The organism is Acinetobacter sp. 797_lipA, from assembly GCF_058243025.1.
This window is the reverse complement of record NZ_JBZAYQ010000001.1, coordinates 1,238,310-1,255,758: the sequence shown is the minus strand read 5'-3', so window position 1 is coordinate 1,255,758 and position 17,449 is coordinate 1,238,310. Positions and strand designations below refer to the sequence as shown.

The following is a 17,449-nucleotide window of genomic DNA, read 5'->3' as shown; positions in this document are numbered from 1 at the left end:
TTCTAAAGATGCTTTGTTTATTAATCGATAAAAAACACATTGCTTCAATTCTATTTCGCATTAAGTTGTGTCAAAAAATATAACTGAAAAATTTCAAGCAAAGCTTGCTTAAACGAATGAGTTTTCTTATTGTGTTCACATTCAAGTAAGTAATTTCGACTCCTATATTTTATTAAACTATGTCTATACAAGAAAAAGAAACGTCCAATAGTCTCTATCGCCAATGGCAAATTTTGTCTCGTCTTTCCACTGGAAAATGGATGGGGACTCGAGAGCTGCAAGAGATTTTACAACGTGAAGGCATCGATATTACTTTGCGAACCATTCAACGTGATTTAAATCAAATCTCTCAACGCTTCCCGATTGAAAACAATGGCGCTGTACCTCAAGGTTGGCGTTGGCGTTCTGATGCCCCGATTCAAAGCTTACCGCACATGACCAGCTCTCAGGCGGTGACGTTTATGATGGTTGAAGAACACCTTAAACATCTACTTCCACCAAGCTTAATTGAAGAAATGAACCCATGGTTTGACTTAGCACGTCGTAGCCTATCGACCCAAAACAATGTACGCCAATGGATTAACCGCGTACGCATTGTGCCTGCGACACAACCGCTGATTCCCCCGATTGTGGAGAAAACAGCACAGCAAGCCATCTATGAAGGGCTACTCCAAGACAAACAGCTGGAATGCGTTTATCAAGGCTTAAACCAAGCGGCTGAAGCAAAAATCTATACCCTCAACCCGCTGGCATTGGTTCAAAAAGGTGCAATTATTTATCTAATTTGTACGCGCCACGACAAAACCGATATTCAAACCTTTGCACTGCACCGTTTCAAATCAGCGACGGTTTTAAACACACGTGCCTTACACCCAGTCAATTTTGATATCGATGAATACATCGAATCAGGTGCATTAGGTTTCCGTGTAGACTTTTCAAAACCTACAGAAACCGTTGCACTTACCCTGACTATGACTGAAATAGATGCGCTGTATTTGGAGGAAACCAAACTCAGCACCAATCAGGTTTTAGAACCGCTTGGAAATGGGCAAATCTTGGTTCATGCGACCGTACCTTTTACCAATCAACTGGTGTGGTGGTTACGTAGTTTTGGGCATAAAATTAGTCACATTGAACCCAAAGAAGTTCGTGATGCAGTTAATCAGACCATCACCGACTAAAATAAAAAAAGCCCCAAGTATTAGGGGCTTTACAGTCTTTTTGGTATTAGATATTTGAATTGCTTGGGTTTGTCGTTTTCATTGCTCATCTTGGTTTAATGCCTCCCCTAAACCAAGATAAGTGCGCTGTTTTTGGTGATTGATACAAACTAGCATTGGCATGCAAGTTCTCCACTGTTAAAACGGATCGATTTCATCGTCATGGTGTTGACCTCATGTTAAGAACGTAAAATCAATTTAAAAGATGGCGATACTTTTGTGAAATAACATGATTGGCTATTTTTATCTGTTTTTATCTTAAACAACTCTTTTGCTTTGTTTATCTGCCAAAACAAAAAGCCAGCCTTATGGTCAGCAGGCTTATGATTAGCCCCTTGCATTTCAAATGTGGATTGCAAGAACCTTTCGACAGTAATCGTTACAAATCATCCGCTTTTATTTCTTCCAAAATTGCCACTTGCTACGTTTAGGCCGCTTTTCTTCAATACGCACCAATCCCTTGAGTGCTTCATTATTGATTCTGTCATACATTTTTAAATACTCAGGATTCAACTGCTCTCCGATATATTCAGGCGTATACGATGTACAAGGTTTTCGTAATGAGCGCTCATACCATTTTTGTGCAACATCTAAATCGGTATTAAAATAGAGCCCTTTTTCATACAAATAACCAATTTTACATTCCGCATATTGGTCTTTCTGATCAGCCGCTTTTTGAATCCAATACACGGCTTCTTCCAAATTTTTCTCAGTGTACAAGCCATTTAAATACCAATAACCCACTTGATACTGTGAGGAAGCTTCTCCTTTTTGGGCATTCAGTAAAAATAGTTTGAAGAATAGTTGTTTGGCTTCATCCATATGCAGAAATGAATCAATCTTTCGGATTTGTTCATTAACCTGATCAATTGAGTAGTCCCGTGCATTTTTGAGAACATGTTGAGCCTGTTGCAGTGGACTTTCTTCAGTAAAGGATGCGATTAATTGCATTGCTTCTGCCTGCATCTCATCTATCCCACTGATACGCGCATCCAGTACGACATTTAAATGTTTTCGAGCCAATTCGAAATCTTGCTCAACACCTCGCCCTTCTACATACATACGCCCCAAACTTAAATCTGCCGCTATGACCTGACCTGCTACTTGTTGATACAGTCCAATTGCCATATCTAAATCAAGTGGTACACCTAAACCATGCTCATACTTATCCGCTAAATTATTGATCGCAACGGGATTACCCAGATCAGCAGACTTTTGATACCAATAGACACATTGCTCGTAGTCTTGTTGAGTCCCAATACCATCTTGATACATCCAGCCTAAATGATAATAAGCATTTGCCAAAACACCTTTTTCAGTTTCGGGCGCTTGTGACGAGATTCGATGATAAAGATAAAATGCTCGTGCCGAGTGAATCACATGTTCGCTCACCACGCCATAATTCTGATAAACTGAATTTACCAAGAAACACGTTAACCAGCCAAAACGATAATAAGCCGCCAACCCCAATGTGGCTGCCCAACAACCTTGTTCAGAGGACTGCTCCAAGAGCTGCAAACTTTTTTGTAAATCTTGTTCGGTGCCATGAGCTCGTGCATAGCATCCCGCCAACTGATATAGCGCTATGCTATCCATTTTGGATGCAGCTTCTCGATACCAGTTAAAACTTCCTTCCAGACTTTTTTGTAAAATTCCACCAATGAATAATTGCTGCGCTAACTGACACATCGCAGGGGTATAACCCGACTGAGCAGATTGACGTAGTAAATCAATATAGAGCTGAAACTCACGCTCTTGATAGGCTTGATCTGCCAAATAATATTGATAAATACCCCGATGTTGCTCGGCTTTACTTCTAATTAATTGAAGGATTAATGCTCCATGACCTGTTTCATGCTCAGAAAAATACTCAATACGTTCAATCAATCCCAAACTTTTAGACACTTGCTCAATGGGTAGAAACCATCGTGTAATGGTATAGAGTCCCGGAACATCTTTCATTTTCACAATGTCAGAAGATGGCTCAGGATCTTCGGGTCGAACCAAAGCTCTCAGCATCTGCATAGGAGATTCTGCTTCTGGTGGCATTAAATTTACCCCAACCAACTCTCTATCATTGGTTTTAGCAACCTCCCAAACTTTCATAATGGCTTGATCAAATTGATAAAACTCACCACTTTGATTGAGCCAGATAACCACATCACCCGCGCGAATCTCTTCTCCACTTTTATAATGTAATGACATAATTTACCTTATTTTTTATTGTATATTTCCCCTGCACAGATTTTACCCAAAAAAAAGCCCGCATAAAGCGGACTTTTTCAATAACTTTCAAATATTAAGCAGACTTTTTCGCTTGTGCATTTTTACGGATCGTAATCATGATCAATTGCACTGCTGCAGGTGTTACCCCCGGAATACGATTTGCTTGTGCCAGTGTCTCAGGGCGTACATCTTTCAATTTTAAAGTAATTTCACGAGATAAACCTGAAACCACATCATAATTAAAATCAGCAGGAATTTTGGTTTCTTCCAAACGCTTCATTTGCGCGACATCTTCATGCTGACGGTTAATATAACCTGCATATTTCACCGCAATTTCAATTTGATCGCCCACTTGTGCAGAGACTTCAGAACCTGTGAGCTCCGCAATTTGAGCAAATGAAATATTCGGACGTTTTAACAAATCAATCGCAGAACACTCTTTCGATAAATCCGCACCTGTCATTTCGACAAACTTTTTACCCATCGGGTTATTTGGTGCAGCCCAAAGGTGTTGTAAGCGACCAGTTTCTTGTTCAACGGCTTCCATTTTTTCACAGTAAGCTGCCCAACGCACATCATCTACCAAGCCCATTTCACGACCCACTGGCGTTAAGCGTTGATCCGCATTGTCTTCACGCAACATCAAACGATATTCGGCACGTGAAGTAAACATACGGTACGGTTCTTTCGTACCGAGCGTAATCAAGTCATCCACCAATACGCCCATATAGGCTTCATCACGTTTTGGTGTCCATTGCTCTTGATCCCACGCACGACGCGCAGCATTTAAGCCTGCTAGTAGACCTTGCGCACCCGCTTCTTCATAACCTGTCGTACCATTGATTTGACCGGCAAAGTACAAGTTATTAATAGCTTTGGTTTCTAAAGTAAACTTCAACGCTTGCGGGTTGAAATAATCGTATTCAATAGCATAGCCCGGACGTAAAATGTGCGCATTTTCCATCCCGCGAATTGAACGAACCAGCTCAAACTGCACATCAAACGGAAGTGAAGTTGAAATACCATTTGGATAAAGCTCATGTGTATCTAAACCTTCAGGCTCTAAGAACACTTGGTGTGAGTCTTTATCGGCAAAGCGGTGAATTTTGTCTTCAATGGATGGGCAGTAACGTGGGCCCACACCTTCAATAACACCAGTGTACATCGGTGAACGGTCTAAACCGCCGCGGATGATGTCATGGGTTTTTTCATTGGTATGTGTAATATAACAATTCACTTGTTCAGGGTGCATAGATGCATCACCCATGAATGACATAGTCGGTGATGGAAAGTCTCCCGGCTGTGGAATCATCACAGAAAAATCAACCGAACGCGCATCAATACGTGGTGGCGTACCTGTCTTTAAACGACCCACGGGCAAATTCAATTCACGTAAACGGTGTGCCAGTGAAATTGAAGGTGGATCACCTGCACGGCCGCCACTTGATTTTTCAAGACCAACGTGGATTACACCACCCAAGAACGTCCCTGCGGTGAGTACAACTGTTTTCGCATCAAAGCGAATACCCGTTTGAGTTACAACGCCCTTTACAGTATCACCCTCAACAATCAGGTCGTCTGCGGCTTGTTGGAAAATATCGAGATTTGCTTGGTTTTCTAAAGTGTCACGAATCGCGGCTTTATAGCGAATACGGTCTGCCTGTGCACGTGTTGCACGAACGGCAGCACCTTTACGTGAGTTTAGGATACGGAACTGAATACCACCTTTATCGGCAGCCAATGCCATTGCACCGCCCAAGGCATCAATTTCACGCACCAAATGCGATTTACCAATACCACCAATTGCTGGATTACAGCTCATCTGCCCTAAAGTCTCAATATTATGAGTTAAGAGTAAAGTCTGTCGCCCCATACGTGCCGCAGCCAATGCTGCTTCTGTACCTGCGTGACCGCCGCCGATAACAATGACATCGTAAACTTTAGGATAATGCATAGTGGTAAAGGAGATTAAAAAATGATAACGAAAGATTATAGCAAATTTTCGATTGTAAGTTCACAGATTCCGTGGAATTTATTGTATATGCAGTGCTGTGGTTACTGCGCCAGCGCTAGGTTTATGTAATTTTACTTGCAGAGCAGTAGCAAAAACTCAACAAAGGATGCGTTTTGTTACCTGAAAAGCCTTGTATTAATTTGATCATTTTTTATCCTATAAGTTGATCATACAACAACCAAAGGTAAGCATTATGAATAAGAAAATTCTTTTTTCATCCATTCTCTGCGGTTTATTTTTTTCGCCTTTTGTATCAGCCAACGACAAAGTTGAAAAGGTTTATGACAGTCAACGTTATCAACAAGTCTGTAAAGGCAAGTCACAAGGAACAGCGGTTAGTTTTGCCTATCGAGGCATTATTTGGAATGGTACCTGTGAAACCCAATTTTTCCCAAGCTCAAAAAATGCCAATATTCATGGTGATGAAGCTGAGTTAACCAGTATTTGTCAAGGTGACTCTAATGCGACATCAATCAATATCGAAGGTAAAGAAATCAAAGGTAAATGCGCCCTTGGTTTTGTAGCACCTAAACCAAGAATGTAATCAAAACAACTTAAAGTTCATGCTGTATTGAGGGTAAAAAATAGTCCATTTTTTACCCTTTTTTCTACCTTGTAAATTATTGAATTCTGTATACACTCAAAAACACAAAAGATAAAAACGAATAAAAAAAGGTATTCCATGGATTCGGAATTGTTTACAGTTTTTTTGCCTTTGACTTTGGCCTTGATGATGATGGGTCTTGGTTTACACCTACGCCCAGCTGATTTTTATCGCCTCACACTGCACCCCAAAGTCATTTTCATCGCTCTATTTTCACAGTTAGTTCTACTGGTGGGCATTGCGTTCCTCATTTGCCAGTTTTTAAATTTAGCGCCTATTTTCGCGATTGGTTTGATGCTCGTTGCAGCTTCACCAGGTGGGCCAACGTCAAACCTATTGACCTATTTATTTAAAGGTGATGTTGCGCTCAACATTACTCTTACAGCCACGAACTCCATCATTTCCACACTAACCCTGCCATTTATTATTAATTTTTCACTGATGTACTTTCTACAGACATCACAACCCGTTGACATGCCCGCCATGAAAATGATTAAGGTATTTTTCATTACTCTACTTCCAGTCAGTATGGGCATGTTTTTACGTTATTACTTTCCAAAACTTGCCGACAGATTAAACCGCCCAATGCGTATTTTATCTGCAAGCTGTCTTCTTTTTATCTTTTTTCTCGCACTGTACTTAGAGCGACATAATTTTGTTGAATATGTGTTTGAGATTGGGCCTGCCGTAGCCTTATTCTGCTTCTGTAGCATGTTTATTGGTTTTTTTGTGCCACATCTTGCCAATATTCCAGAAAAACAAGCCTTAACCTGCTCTTTTGAGATCACCATTCACAACACCGCACTTGCCATTACGGTCGCCCTGTCAGTCTTAGGCAACACCGCCATGGCCATTCCTGCCGGTATTTATTCTATTTTCATGTTTGTATTTGCTGCGTTATTAGGCCTATTAATCTCGCGAAGAAATGACAGTTTATTTTTGAAGAAAGAGACCGCAGCTGAATAATTTCACGGTCATGATTTATATAATTTTAAGGAGAATATACACCTATGGATTCAGGAATGATAACTATTATGTTACCCCTAGCTCTTGCCATCATCATGATTGGCTTGGGCTTAGAGTTAACCCCGAAGGATTTTGCACGTGTGAGCAAGCATCCCAAAGCAGTATTGGTTGCTTTATTTTGTCAATTGGTACTTCTTGTTGGGATTGCCTTTGTAATTTGCAAAGTACTCAACTTACCGCCACTGCTTGCCGTCGGCTTAATGCTTTTAGCAGCTTCTCCTGGTGGCAGTACTGCAAATTTATTTAGCTATTTGTTTAAAGGTGATATTGCGCTCAATATTACCTTAACAGCCATTAACTCCGTTATTGCAGCGTTTACCTTACCGCTAATTGTCAACTTTGCCATTCAGTACTTTATGCAGGATGGACAACACGTCAGTATGCAGTTTAGTAAAATCTTACAGGTTTTCTCAATTATTCTTATCCCTGTCTGCATTGGTATGCTGATTCGCCACTATGCACCCTCTTTTACCAAGAAGCTGAATAAGCCATTACGTATTTTTTCTGTTGTGTTTTTAGTCTTAATCATTGTTGGCGCAATAGCCAAAGAACGCGCACATATTCTGGAGTATCTGACTCAGGTCGGTTTAGCCACAGTCATTTTCTGTATTTGTAGTTTAATGATTGGTTATTTTGTACCGAGACTACTCGGGATCAACAGTGCTCAAGCACGGGCTTGTGCATTTGAAATTGGCATTCATAACAGCACCCTTGCCATGACCATTGCACTCACCGTGATGGCCAGTACCACCATCGCCATGCCCGCAGCTGTCTATTCTATTTTTATGTATATCTTTGCTGCCATCTTTGGGACATTACTCAACCGGTATGCCCCATCGGTTCAAACCAGCACAGAACAAGCCTAGAACTGATATAGGTCTAAGGATGCTTCGGCATCCTTTTTTATTTTGAGGAATGCTGTCGAACCGCCCCCCGTTCCGCTACAATATTTATTTATACATAAATATTAGGTTATTCCTGTGAAGTGGCTACAAATTCATATTACGGTTGATCAAGCGCAAGTCGATTTTACTGAAACCCTTTTAGAATCTTTGGGTGCAGTCAGTGTCACATTAGATGATGCAGAAAACCAAGACTTACTTGAACCACTTCCAGGTGAAACGCCACTTTGGAATAAAGTCATTGTGACGGGTATCTATGCGCAAGAAGACGACGAAGAAATTGATGTCAATGCATTAGAAACTTTTATTCGCACTCAAATGCCTGATGCACCGATGCGTAGCGAATTTCTTGAAGACCAAGAATGGGAACGCACATGGATGGATGCCTACGAACCGATTCAAATTGCTGATAAATACTGGATTGTGCCTGAATGGATGGAAGCACCAGAACCGGATGCAGTGAACATTAAACTTGATCCAGGCTTAGCGTTTGGTACGGGGAACCATGCATCTACTTTTCTTTGCCTGCAGTGGTTAGGTAAAACTGATGTTAAAGATAAAATCGTGATCGACTATGGTTGCGGTTCAGGTATTTTAGGTGTTGCTGCTCTACTCCTTGGTGCAAAAAAAGTCTATGCCACAGATATTGATCCACAAGCAATTTTAGCCACTGAACAAAATGCGGCGCTCAATGGCGTGGCTGAGAACCTTTATGTCGGCTTACCAGACGAGTTCAATTTAGAGCTGGCTGACCAAAAAGCAGATGTCTTTGTTGCAAATATTTTAGCAGGCCCGCTCATGATGTTAGCGCCTGAATTCGCAACTTTAGTCAAATCTGAGGGAGAGTTCGCACTTGCAGGTGTAATTGAAGAGCAAGTTTCTGATGTTTCTAGTGTTTATTCTGAGTTTTTTGATATATTAGAGGTCGAGAAACGTGATGAAAACTGGTGCCGAATCTCGGGTAAACGCCACACCCTTTAAATGAACCCTTAATACACTATGAGCGACAAACAAACCTCTTGCCCTAAATGTCTAACCATCTACAAAGTAAGTGTTGCACAACTCACTGTTGCGCAAGGTATGGTTTGTTGCCCAAAGTGTTCGATGACCTTTAATGCACTCTCGCATTTAACCACGGATCATACTTTTGACACAGGTGAGGAAAGATCGTCGAATCAGAATGACATGAGCATGTCTTCAAATTCAGCATTTTCCTCTCCTCGTGTAGACAGCATTCATTTTGATTTATCACAATCTGCTGCACTTTCAATGTCGACATCAAATTTGCTTGATATTTTCAACCTGAAAGTTGAGCACTCCAACATTGACCTCAAAACTTATTTAAACAATTTAAACTATTTTAGTACTGACCCGATTGGTAACTATCCTGCCATGAATTTGGCAGACAACAATCCAGCGAAACCGCAAAAAAGCCCGATGTACTATATGCTTTGGGGTATGATTAACTTCAGCTTATTGGCATTATTGTGTTTCCAATACTTATGGTTTAACCCACATATCCTCAATAACAGCCCCGCATTAGGTGCAACCTATAATAAAATTTGTCTCGTACTGAACTGTAGCAGCCTACAAGAACGTTACAGTCTGATCAGCATTAATAAATTAAAAGTAAAACGTCTCGATGCACAGAAAACTCAATTTTCAGGTGAACTGATCAACTATCATGACACCAGTCTTCCCTTACCAGATCTTAAGGTCATTTTAAAAGTGGATGGTGAAGTCGATTCAACCTATCAACTACATGCAAATGAATATTTGATTGATAGTCTGGTTGGAATCAAACGAATTCCTAAAAATAGTCCGTTCAAATTCAAATTTAGCTTGCCAGTCAGCCGTAAAAGCTTCAATCATTACAGTTTAGAAATAGTCCAGCCCTAAAATTTAAAAAAAATGTAAAAAAAGTGAAAAAAAATGCAGTTTTCTTGCTCACTTTTTCTTAGACAATGGTATGATACGCGCCACAAAAGCTTAGTGCTGCAATCTCCTCAGTCTTTTAATACAAATAGAACATCAGCAAAAATGCGCGTTATCGAAATATCGCGTATTGAGCAGATTTTTTTGTTTAAAAAAGGTCGGTAACAAATATTTAACTATTGTTACGCTTATATTTCGACCAACTTAGCGATATTGTGGCATGCTAAATGTACAGTTTTAGAACTAGTCGTTTTAGGATCTAAAACGAAGTTCATTTTAATTTTAGACCACTTTATATATGTCACTTTACCCAAGTGATATTTAGATTTTTCGGATTACTTCGCATGAATAGCAAATCTCCTATTTTTACTGCACAGTCTGATGTCGCTCTTCGTATTCACGTAGATCGCGCAGTTCGCCACTATTTTGCACAACTGCAAGGCGAGCAACCATCTCAGGTCTACGACATGGTGCTGGCAGAAATGGAGAAACCTCTTCTATCTGTAGTTTTAGAATATACCCGCGGTAACCAAACACGTGCTGCTGAGATTCTAGGACTTAACCGTGGAACTTTACGTAAAAAGTTGAAAGCTCACGGTTTAATGAGTGAATAAATGATAAAATGCTTGCGGCTTCCGCGGGCATTTTTTTTACCTGCTATTTTTGGCTTTTTGTTTTAATTCTTGATAACTGTGACGAAGATCATGACCATTAAACGCGCTTTAATCTCTGTTTCCGATAAAACTGGCATTGTTGAGTTCGCTCAAAACCTTGTTGCTCTAGGGGTAGAAATTTTATCTACTGGCGGTACATATAAGTTGTTAAAAGACAACAATATCGCTGTAGTTGAAGTTTCAGAGCATACGGGTTTCCCAGAAATGATGGATGGTCGTGTAAAAACGCTACACCCGAAAATTCATGGTGGTATCTTAGCTCGTCGCGGTCTAGACGAAGCTGTGATGGCTGAACACAATATCGATGCGATCGATCTTGTGGTTGTAAACCTTTACCCATTTGCTGCAACAGTCGCTAAACCAAACTGCTCACTTGCGGATGCGATTGAAAATATCGACATCGGCGGCCCAACCATGGTGCGTGCTGCTGCGAAAAACCATGCTTCTGTCGGTATTGTGGTCAATGCTACAGACTATGACACTGTTATTGCTGAGCTAAAAGCAAATGGTGCTTTGTCTTACGAAACTCGTTTTGACTTAGCCGTTAAAGCATTTGAACATACAGCACAGTATGACGGCATGATTGCTTCTTACCTAGGCGCTCGCGTAGGCAAGGAAGAAGGTCAAGCAGACAAGTTTGCACGTACCTTCAATACACAGTTAAATAAAGCTCAAGACTTGCGTTATGGTGAAAACCCGCATCAGTCAGCAGCATTCTATGTAGAAAGCACAGCAACTGAAGCATCTGTTTCAACAGCGAAACAACTTCAAGGTAAAGAACTTTCTTATAACAACATTGCAGATACAGATGCCGCACTTGAATGTGTGAAATCATTTGCAAAACCTGCTTGTGTCATCGTTAAACATGCCAACCCATGTGGTGTTGCGGTGTCTTTTGATGGTATTCAAGCGGCATATGACTTGGCTTATGCAACAGATCCTGAATCAGCTTTCGGCGGCATCATTGCATTCAACCGTGAATTAGATGTTGCAACTGCACAAGCGATTGTTGACCGTCAGTTTGTTGAAGTTATCATTGCGCCAAGCATTGCTGAAGGCGTACTTGAAATCACGGGTGCGAAGAAAAATGTTCGTGTTCTCGTTTGTGGTGAATTACCTGCACTTGATGAGCGTGCGCCACAATTGGACTATAAACGCGTCAATGGTGGTTTATTGGTTCAAGACCAAGACTTAGGCATGATCACCAAAGATGATTTAAAAGTCGTGACGAAACGCGCACCAACGGATGCTGAAATTGATGACTTAATTTTTGCATGGAAAGTTGCGAAATACGTGAAATCAAATGCCATTGTTTATGCTAAAGGTCGTCAAACCATTGGTGTAGGCGCAGGTCAAATGAGCCGTGTTAACTCAGCGCGTATTGCTGCGATTAAAGCGGAGCACGCAGGCTTAGTGGTTGAAGGTGCTGTAATGGCATCTGATGCATTCTTCCCATTCCGCGATGGTATTGATAATGCAGCAAAAGCAGGTATTAAATGTATTATCCAACCAGGCGGTTCTATGCGTGATGAAGAAACCATTGCTGCTGCAGATGAAGCAGGTATTGCAATGGTCTTTACGGGCATGCGCCACTTCCGTCACTAAGTGATAGATGCAGACCGTAATGACAAAGTCATACATGTGGTTTAAAACAGATTTCTAAATCTTACATAAAGTCCTCTCCTTTTTAGGCTGAGGACTTTATGTCATTTCGATTCATGGAGTATGAACCGATGAACATTTTAGTTTTGGGTAATGGCGGTCGTGAACATGCATTGGCATGGAAAATCGCGCAAGATGAAAAAGTTGCAAAAGTTTTTGTTGCGCCAGGCAACGCAGGAACTGCAACAGAAAACAAATGTGAAAATGTTGCACTCAACATTTTAGACAATGCTGCAATTATCGACTTTGCAAAAAATAATGCAGTAGATTTGATTATTGTGGGTCCAGAAGCACCGCTGGTAAATGGTGTAGTTGATGCTTGCCGCGCGGCAGAGCTTCAAATTTGGGGGCCAACTCAGTTTGCTGCCCAGCTAGAAGGCTCAAAAGCTTTTGCTAAGCACTTCTTAAAACGCCACAATATTCCTACTGCGTTCTACGATGTATTTACTGAAGTCGATGCAGCGAAAGCATTTGTTGAAAAAAATGGCGCGCCAATCGTGATCAAGGCCGACGGTCTTGCTGCGGGTAAAGGCGTAATTGTAGCCATGACCAATCAAGAGGCTTTTGATGCGATTGATGACATGCTGGCGGGCAACAAGTTTGGTGATGCTGGTTCTCGTGTTGTGATCGAAGAATTCCTTGCTGGTGAAGAAGCGTCTTTCATTTGTATGATTGATGGCGACAACATCTTACCAATGGCAACATCTCAAGACCATAAGCGTATTTTTGAAGGCGACCAAGGTCCAAACACGGGTGGTATGGGTGCTTACTCTCCTGCTCCTGTGGTGACTGCAGATGTATTTGAAAAAACCATGAATGAAGTGATGCGTCCTACCGTTGAAGGTATGAAAAAAGACGGTCACGTTTATACAGGTTTCTTATACGCAGGCTTGATGATTGATGACAAAGGTCAACCAAAAGTGATCGAGTTCAACTGTCGTTTTGGTGACCCTGAAACTCAGCCGATTATGATGCGTTTAAAATCATCATTGGTCGATCTGGTTGAAGCTGGTATTGCAGGTAATCTTCCAGTAGAAGCTGAATGGGATGAACGCAAATCAATTGGTATTGTCCTAGCAGCAGAAGGTTACCCAGAAACCGTTCGTCAAGGTGACGTAATCTCTGGTCTTGGTCAATCTCCTGAGAACACAAAAATCTTCCATGCGGGCACTACAATGAGTGCCGACGGTCACATCTTGACTGCGGGTGGTCGTGTTTTATGTGTCACAGCTCTTGGCGATACCGTACTTGAAGCGCAAGTCAATGCTTTAGAAGTTTGTGGTCAAGTTACATTTACAGGTATGCAATATCGTACAGATATTGGTTATCGTGCTATTGCGCGTGAAAATGCTTAAAAACATTCATACCGTAAAAACCCGCTAAATGCGGGTTTTTTATTGCAAACCACTGCGAAGCTTTTTTAGCTGTCTCGGTGTTACACCAAACCAATTTTTACAGGCACGGCTTAATGCTGACTGCTCGGAAAAACCCAGTACAGAAGCGATTTGACTCATCGATGCTTTTGAGTCTGCTAAATATTGCAACAACAACTGTTGTCTGAGTTTATCTCGAATCTGCTCAAAGCTGGTCCGTTCTTCATCTAATTTACGTTGTAAGCTTCGAGGATGCATCGCAAGCATATTTGCAATATCTGTTTTATTGGCCTTTGGGCCCGATAAATGAATGCGTATCGCATGTCGTACACGATCGCTAAATGAACCTTGATGACTCCGAAAACTCCGCTCCAGATAGCTGTCCACAATTTCACGTAAGCCATGATCAACACTATCTAAAGTAATATTCAACATATCTCTGTGGAAATACAAAGCTGCATGCTGTTGATCGATCATCACTTCGGCATGAAAAAACCGTTTATACACATTTAAGGATGCAATTGGACTATGCGGTAGTGCAACTCGGAGCGGCTGATAACGCTCACTACTCAAATAACGTAGAACCCGATGACACACAGCGAGCCCCATATCCATGGTTTGTCGTTTACTTAAAATATGTGTAGCGTCATGGAGCTGAATATCAAAAATAAGTTCAACAATATCCGAGTTGGATTCAAATACATCTGTGCTAACACGATCATTAATATATAAACGTAAAGCAGAACCATGTAAAAACAGTAAATCTAAACTGTATTTAATCACCTCACGAAGTGTCGATACACTTTGCAAGATCAGCCCAAGTACGCCCAAAATGCAAATATCTTGATACTGAGAGATCTGCATACCTAAATCGGCACAGTTGGCCTGTTGCGCACTTTCTTCTAGAAGTTGAATGAGTGCTGTATGCGAAATCCATGCATTGTCATCTTGTAATTGTGCAAGTTGCATTCCATGCTTGGCCAACAACGGCATTGGGTCAGCACCCAGTTGTGCATTACCTCTAAATAGCCACGTAGCCCTGAACTATGCACCATATCCTCATGGATATTTTTCGGGTACTCAACTGCGAGTGAATCTTCCTGATTCATTTCCACAATCCCTGTCTCAATACGTCAAAAAATTGACTCATTACGTCAAGTTAGCATAAAAAAGCCACGGCAGAATAGCCCTATGAGCAATTTATTTGTTCATCAATTTTGCGCTTCAAACACATAAAACGCTGGCGCGAATAAATGTAGCACATGGATATGAACACTACATTTTTCATCAAGGATAAAACAAGGAATACAAAATGAATTTTAAGAATGTAACTGTTGCTGGCAGTGGTGTACTCGGTTATCAAATTGCGTTTCAAACTGCTTTTCATGGTTTTAAAGTGTCGGTATATGACATTAATGACGAAGTACTTGCTAAAGCCAAAGCTAAGTTCTTTGAATTAAGCGAATGCTATAAACGCGATATTAATGCGACCCAAGAACAACTCGACAATACATTTAACAATCTCAGTTACTATTCAAACCTTGCAGAAGCCGTGCAAGATGCGGATTTAGTCATTGAAGCAGTGCCTGAAGATGTCGGTATCAAAACTGATTTTTATGAAAAATTGAGTCAAGTGGCACCCGCTAAAACCGTTTTCGCAACCAATACCTCAACATTATTGCCAAGCCAGTTCCGTGACTTGACCGGTCGCCCAGAGAAATTCCTAGCACTACATTTTGCCAATTTAATTTGGGTCAACAACATGGCTGAAATCATGGGACATGACACCACTGACAAACAAGTATTTGAAGATTTAGTGCAATTTGCCAAAGCAATTGGTATGGTGGCTTTACCTGTTTATAAAGAACAACCTGGCCTTATCTTAAATTCAATGTTAGTGCCTTATTGTGTTTCAGCATTAGAACTTTGGATAAACGAAGTATCTGACCCTCATACCATCGATAAAACATGGATGAAGTCATTTGGTTCACCTAAAGGTCCATTTGCAATTTTGGATATTATTGGTATTACAACAGCATACAATATTGCAAAATTACATGCTGATGTGAACCCAATCATGGCACGTATTAAGGAACGCCTTGAAAACGAATTCATCAACCAAAATAAGTTAGGTCTTCCAACAGGACAAGGTTTCTATAGCTACCCAAATCCTGCATATGAATCTGCAACCTTTTTAAAGGGATAATGGATTGAAATATCAACCGAGCCTTTGGTTTTTTGATATTTCAACTTCTTCGCATACAGCTCAAACTAAAGCATCACTCTTTTTTAGTGATTGCTTTAGTTTGTTCTCACAACCATCAAAAAATAACTAAGACTCTTTAAGTTGCTTTAAAAATAGAACATACACCTTGTAATAACTATTTCTCCTATACACCAAATGCATTAAGCCCATGCCGTTCTTTTAAGAGCATTAGGATGACTACTCTGCATACATTAGGTTTTACACTTTATACTCGTTATATCTATTTTTTGTATTTAGTTTAGATAAAATCTTATAAAGCACAAAATTTATGCAAATTATTATTTTTAAATAGATTAATTAAAAATAATATATTGTTTTCATTATAAAATTATAAACAAAATGCAAATTACTAATCTTTAAATCAGATAAGTATTGAACTTTTATGCTCTATATCGAATATTAGTTTGTTGGTATGATGTGCAAAATTTAACGATTGAGCAGAGATGTTTCTAGTGAGTTGAAAAAATTAATCTTTTTCAAAGTGAACGCCTATATTCGACTGATATCGAATTGCACACTTGCAAAACTCACATTACAGTCATATGCATCAAATCAGGCATACCTGATTTAAAATCAATTAATCTCTCTATTGTTCAGCTAAGTTAAGCCTCATTTAGATGCTTACTCGGGAAGAAAAAATGAAAAAAATTCTAGGAATTGCGCTGGGTTTATCTGTTGCTTTGACCGGTTGTAGCAAACCTGAAGCACCTGCAACAGATGCGGCTAAAACGGATACTGCAGCAGCTGAGCAAACAGTAACCATCGCATCGACTGGTTCTGATGCTGATATTTGGCGCCACATTGCAACTTTGCCAGAAACTAAAGCAGCTGGCTTAAAGTTAGACATTAAGAACTTCACTGACTATGTTGCAATGAACACTGCTGTTGCAAACAATGAAGTCGATGTCAACGCATTCCAATCTTATGCTTACCTTGTAGCATATAACGAAGCGAACACAGCGAAGATTGCCCCTCTTTCAACGACCTACTTAGAGCCTATGGGCATCTATTCAAGCAAAGTCAAAACATTGGCTGAATTTAAAAATGGTGCAACGATTGCAATTCCAAATGATGGTGCGAATGAATCACGTGCATTGTTATTATTACAATCTGCGGGTCTTGTGAAGTTAAAAAATGACTTTGACTTCGTGAAAGGCACTTCGAAAGACATCGTTGAAAACAACAAAGCTCTCATCATCAAGCCTATTCAAATGGCAACAGCTGTACGTGTGAAAGACGAAGTTGATGCAATTGTTTTGGGTAATACACTTGCAATGGAAGGTGGTCTAAACGTATTGAAAGATGCGATTTACTATGAACCAATCGATCAAACCACAAAAATGAACATAAACGTACTTGCTGTGGCTGAAGCGCGTCAAAATGACCCTGTACTGAAAAAAGTCGGTGAACTTTACCATGTCGCTGCAGTAGGCAAATATGTTCAAGAACATTTTGGCGGCACAAAAATTGATGTGAACAAGCCAGTAAGCTACCTTACTCAAGCTAAATAGTAATATAATCAAATCAACGAAACAGGCAAAGTCTCT

Annotated in this window: 14 protein-coding genes; 11 read left to right on the top strand and 3 right to left on the bottom strand. The window is 40.4% G+C overall.

The window, feature by feature from the left end:
* Positions 1-179 precede the first annotated feature (179 nt).
* Positions 180-1,181, top strand: coding sequence for a helix-turn-helix transcriptional regulator (locus tag AC4CU2_RS06080; RefSeq protein WP_490768444.1), 1,002 nt, complete (start codon positions 180-182; stop codon positions 1,179-1,181).
* A gap of 435 nt (positions 1,182-1,616) precedes the next feature.
* Here AC4CU2_RS06080 and AC4CU2_RS06075 read toward each other — a convergent pair whose 3' ends face one another.
* Together AC4CU2_RS06075 and mnmG are read right to left on the bottom strand one after the other, a co-directional pair.
* Complete coding sequence (locus AC4CU2_RS06075; protein WP_490768443.1) at positions 1,617-3,425, bottom strand: tetratricopeptide repeat protein; 1,809 nt, start codon at positions 3,423-3,425, stop codon at positions 1,617-1,619.
* A 94-nt stretch (positions 3,426-3,519) separates the two neighbouring features.
* Positions 3,520-5,400 carry a tRNA uridine-5-carboxymethylaminomethyl(34) synthesis enzyme MnmG gene (gene mnmG, locus AC4CU2_RS06070; protein WP_087012274.1) on the bottom strand — a complete coding sequence of 627 codons (1,881 nt, stop codon included), beginning with the start codon at positions 5,398-5,400 and terminating at the stop codon, positions 3,520-3,522.
* 253 nt (positions 5,401-5,653) lie between these two features.
* Here mnmG and AC4CU2_RS06065 point away from each other — a divergent pair, with 253 nt between their 5' ends.
* From AC4CU2_RS06065 to purD, 8 genes are all read left to right on the top strand, one after another.
* A complete protein-coding gene (locus tag AC4CU2_RS06065; protein WP_159128416.1) occupies positions 5,654-6,004 on the top strand; it encodes a hypothetical protein in 351 nt (116 codons plus the stop codon).
* Between the two features lie 138 nt (positions 6,005-6,142).
* Positions 6,143-7,030 carry a bile acid:sodium symporter family protein gene (locus AC4CU2_RS06060; RefSeq protein ID WP_490768442.1) on the top strand — a complete coding sequence of 296 codons (888 nt, stop codon included), beginning with the start codon at positions 6,143-6,145 and terminating at the stop codon, positions 7,028-7,030.
* Between the two features lie 44 nt (positions 7,031-7,074).
* A complete protein-coding gene (locus AC4CU2_RS06055) occupies positions 7,075-7,956 on the top strand; it encodes a bile acid:sodium symporter family protein (protein ID WP_039890107.1) in 882 nt (293 codons plus the stop codon).
* A 114-nt stretch (positions 7,957-8,070) separates the two neighbouring features.
* Positions 8,071-8,973 (top strand): 50S ribosomal protein L11 methyltransferase, encoded by a 903-nt coding sequence (prmA, locus tag AC4CU2_RS06050; RefSeq protein WP_004696394.1) that lies wholly within the window; start codon positions 8,071-8,073, stop codon positions 8,971-8,973.
* An 18-nt stretch (positions 8,974-8,991) separates the two neighbouring features.
* A complete protein-coding gene (locus AC4CU2_RS06045; RefSeq protein ID WP_490768441.1) occupies positions 8,992-9,891 on the top strand; it encodes an MJ0042-type zinc finger domain-containing protein in 900 nt (299 codons plus the stop codon).
* 380 nt (positions 9,892-10,271) lie between these two features.
* Entirely contained in the window at positions 10,272-10,541 is a 270-nt protein-coding gene (gene fis, locus AC4CU2_RS06040) for a DNA-binding transcriptional regulator Fis (RefSeq protein ID WP_001086304.1), read from the top strand.
* A 90-nt stretch (positions 10,542-10,631) separates the two neighbouring features.
* Positions 10,632-12,206 (top strand): bifunctional phosphoribosylaminoimidazolecarboxamide formyltransferase/IMP cyclohydrolase, encoded by a 1,575-nt coding sequence (purH, locus tag AC4CU2_RS06035; RefSeq protein WP_005400665.1) that lies wholly within the window; start codon positions 10,632-10,634, stop codon positions 12,204-12,206.
* A 128-nt stretch (positions 12,207-12,334) separates the two neighbouring features.
* Positions 12,335-13,618 (top strand): phosphoribosylamine--glycine ligase, encoded by a 1,284-nt coding sequence (gene purD / locus AC4CU2_RS06030; protein ID WP_286406583.1) that lies wholly within the window; start codon positions 12,335-12,337, stop codon positions 13,616-13,618.
* 39 nt (positions 13,619-13,657) lie between these two features.
* Here the strand turns inward: purD and AC4CU2_RS06025 are convergent, their stop codons facing one another.
* Positions 13,658-14,629 (bottom strand): AraC family transcriptional regulator ligand-binding domain-containing protein, encoded by a 972-nt coding sequence (locus AC4CU2_RS06025; protein ID WP_490768440.1) that lies wholly within the window; start codon positions 14,627-14,629, stop codon positions 13,658-13,660.
* Positions 14,630-14,948: 319 nt separating this feature from the next.
* On the opposite strand from AC4CU2_RS06025, the gene AC4CU2_RS06020 reads away from it, so the two are divergent.
* Together AC4CU2_RS06020 and AC4CU2_RS06015 are read left to right on the top strand one after the other, a co-directional pair.
* A complete protein-coding gene (locus AC4CU2_RS06020) occupies positions 14,949-15,842 on the top strand; it encodes a 3-hydroxyacyl-CoA dehydrogenase (RefSeq protein ID WP_490768439.1) in 894 nt (297 codons plus the stop codon).
* A gap of 698 nt (positions 15,843-16,540) precedes the next feature.
* Positions 16,541-17,413: a MetQ/NlpA family ABC transporter substrate-binding protein gene (locus AC4CU2_RS06015; protein WP_490768438.1), complete on the top strand. Its 873-nt coding sequence runs from the start codon at positions 16,541-16,543 to the stop codon at positions 17,411-17,413.
* The last annotated feature ends 36 nt before the right edge of the window (positions 17,414-17,449 follow it).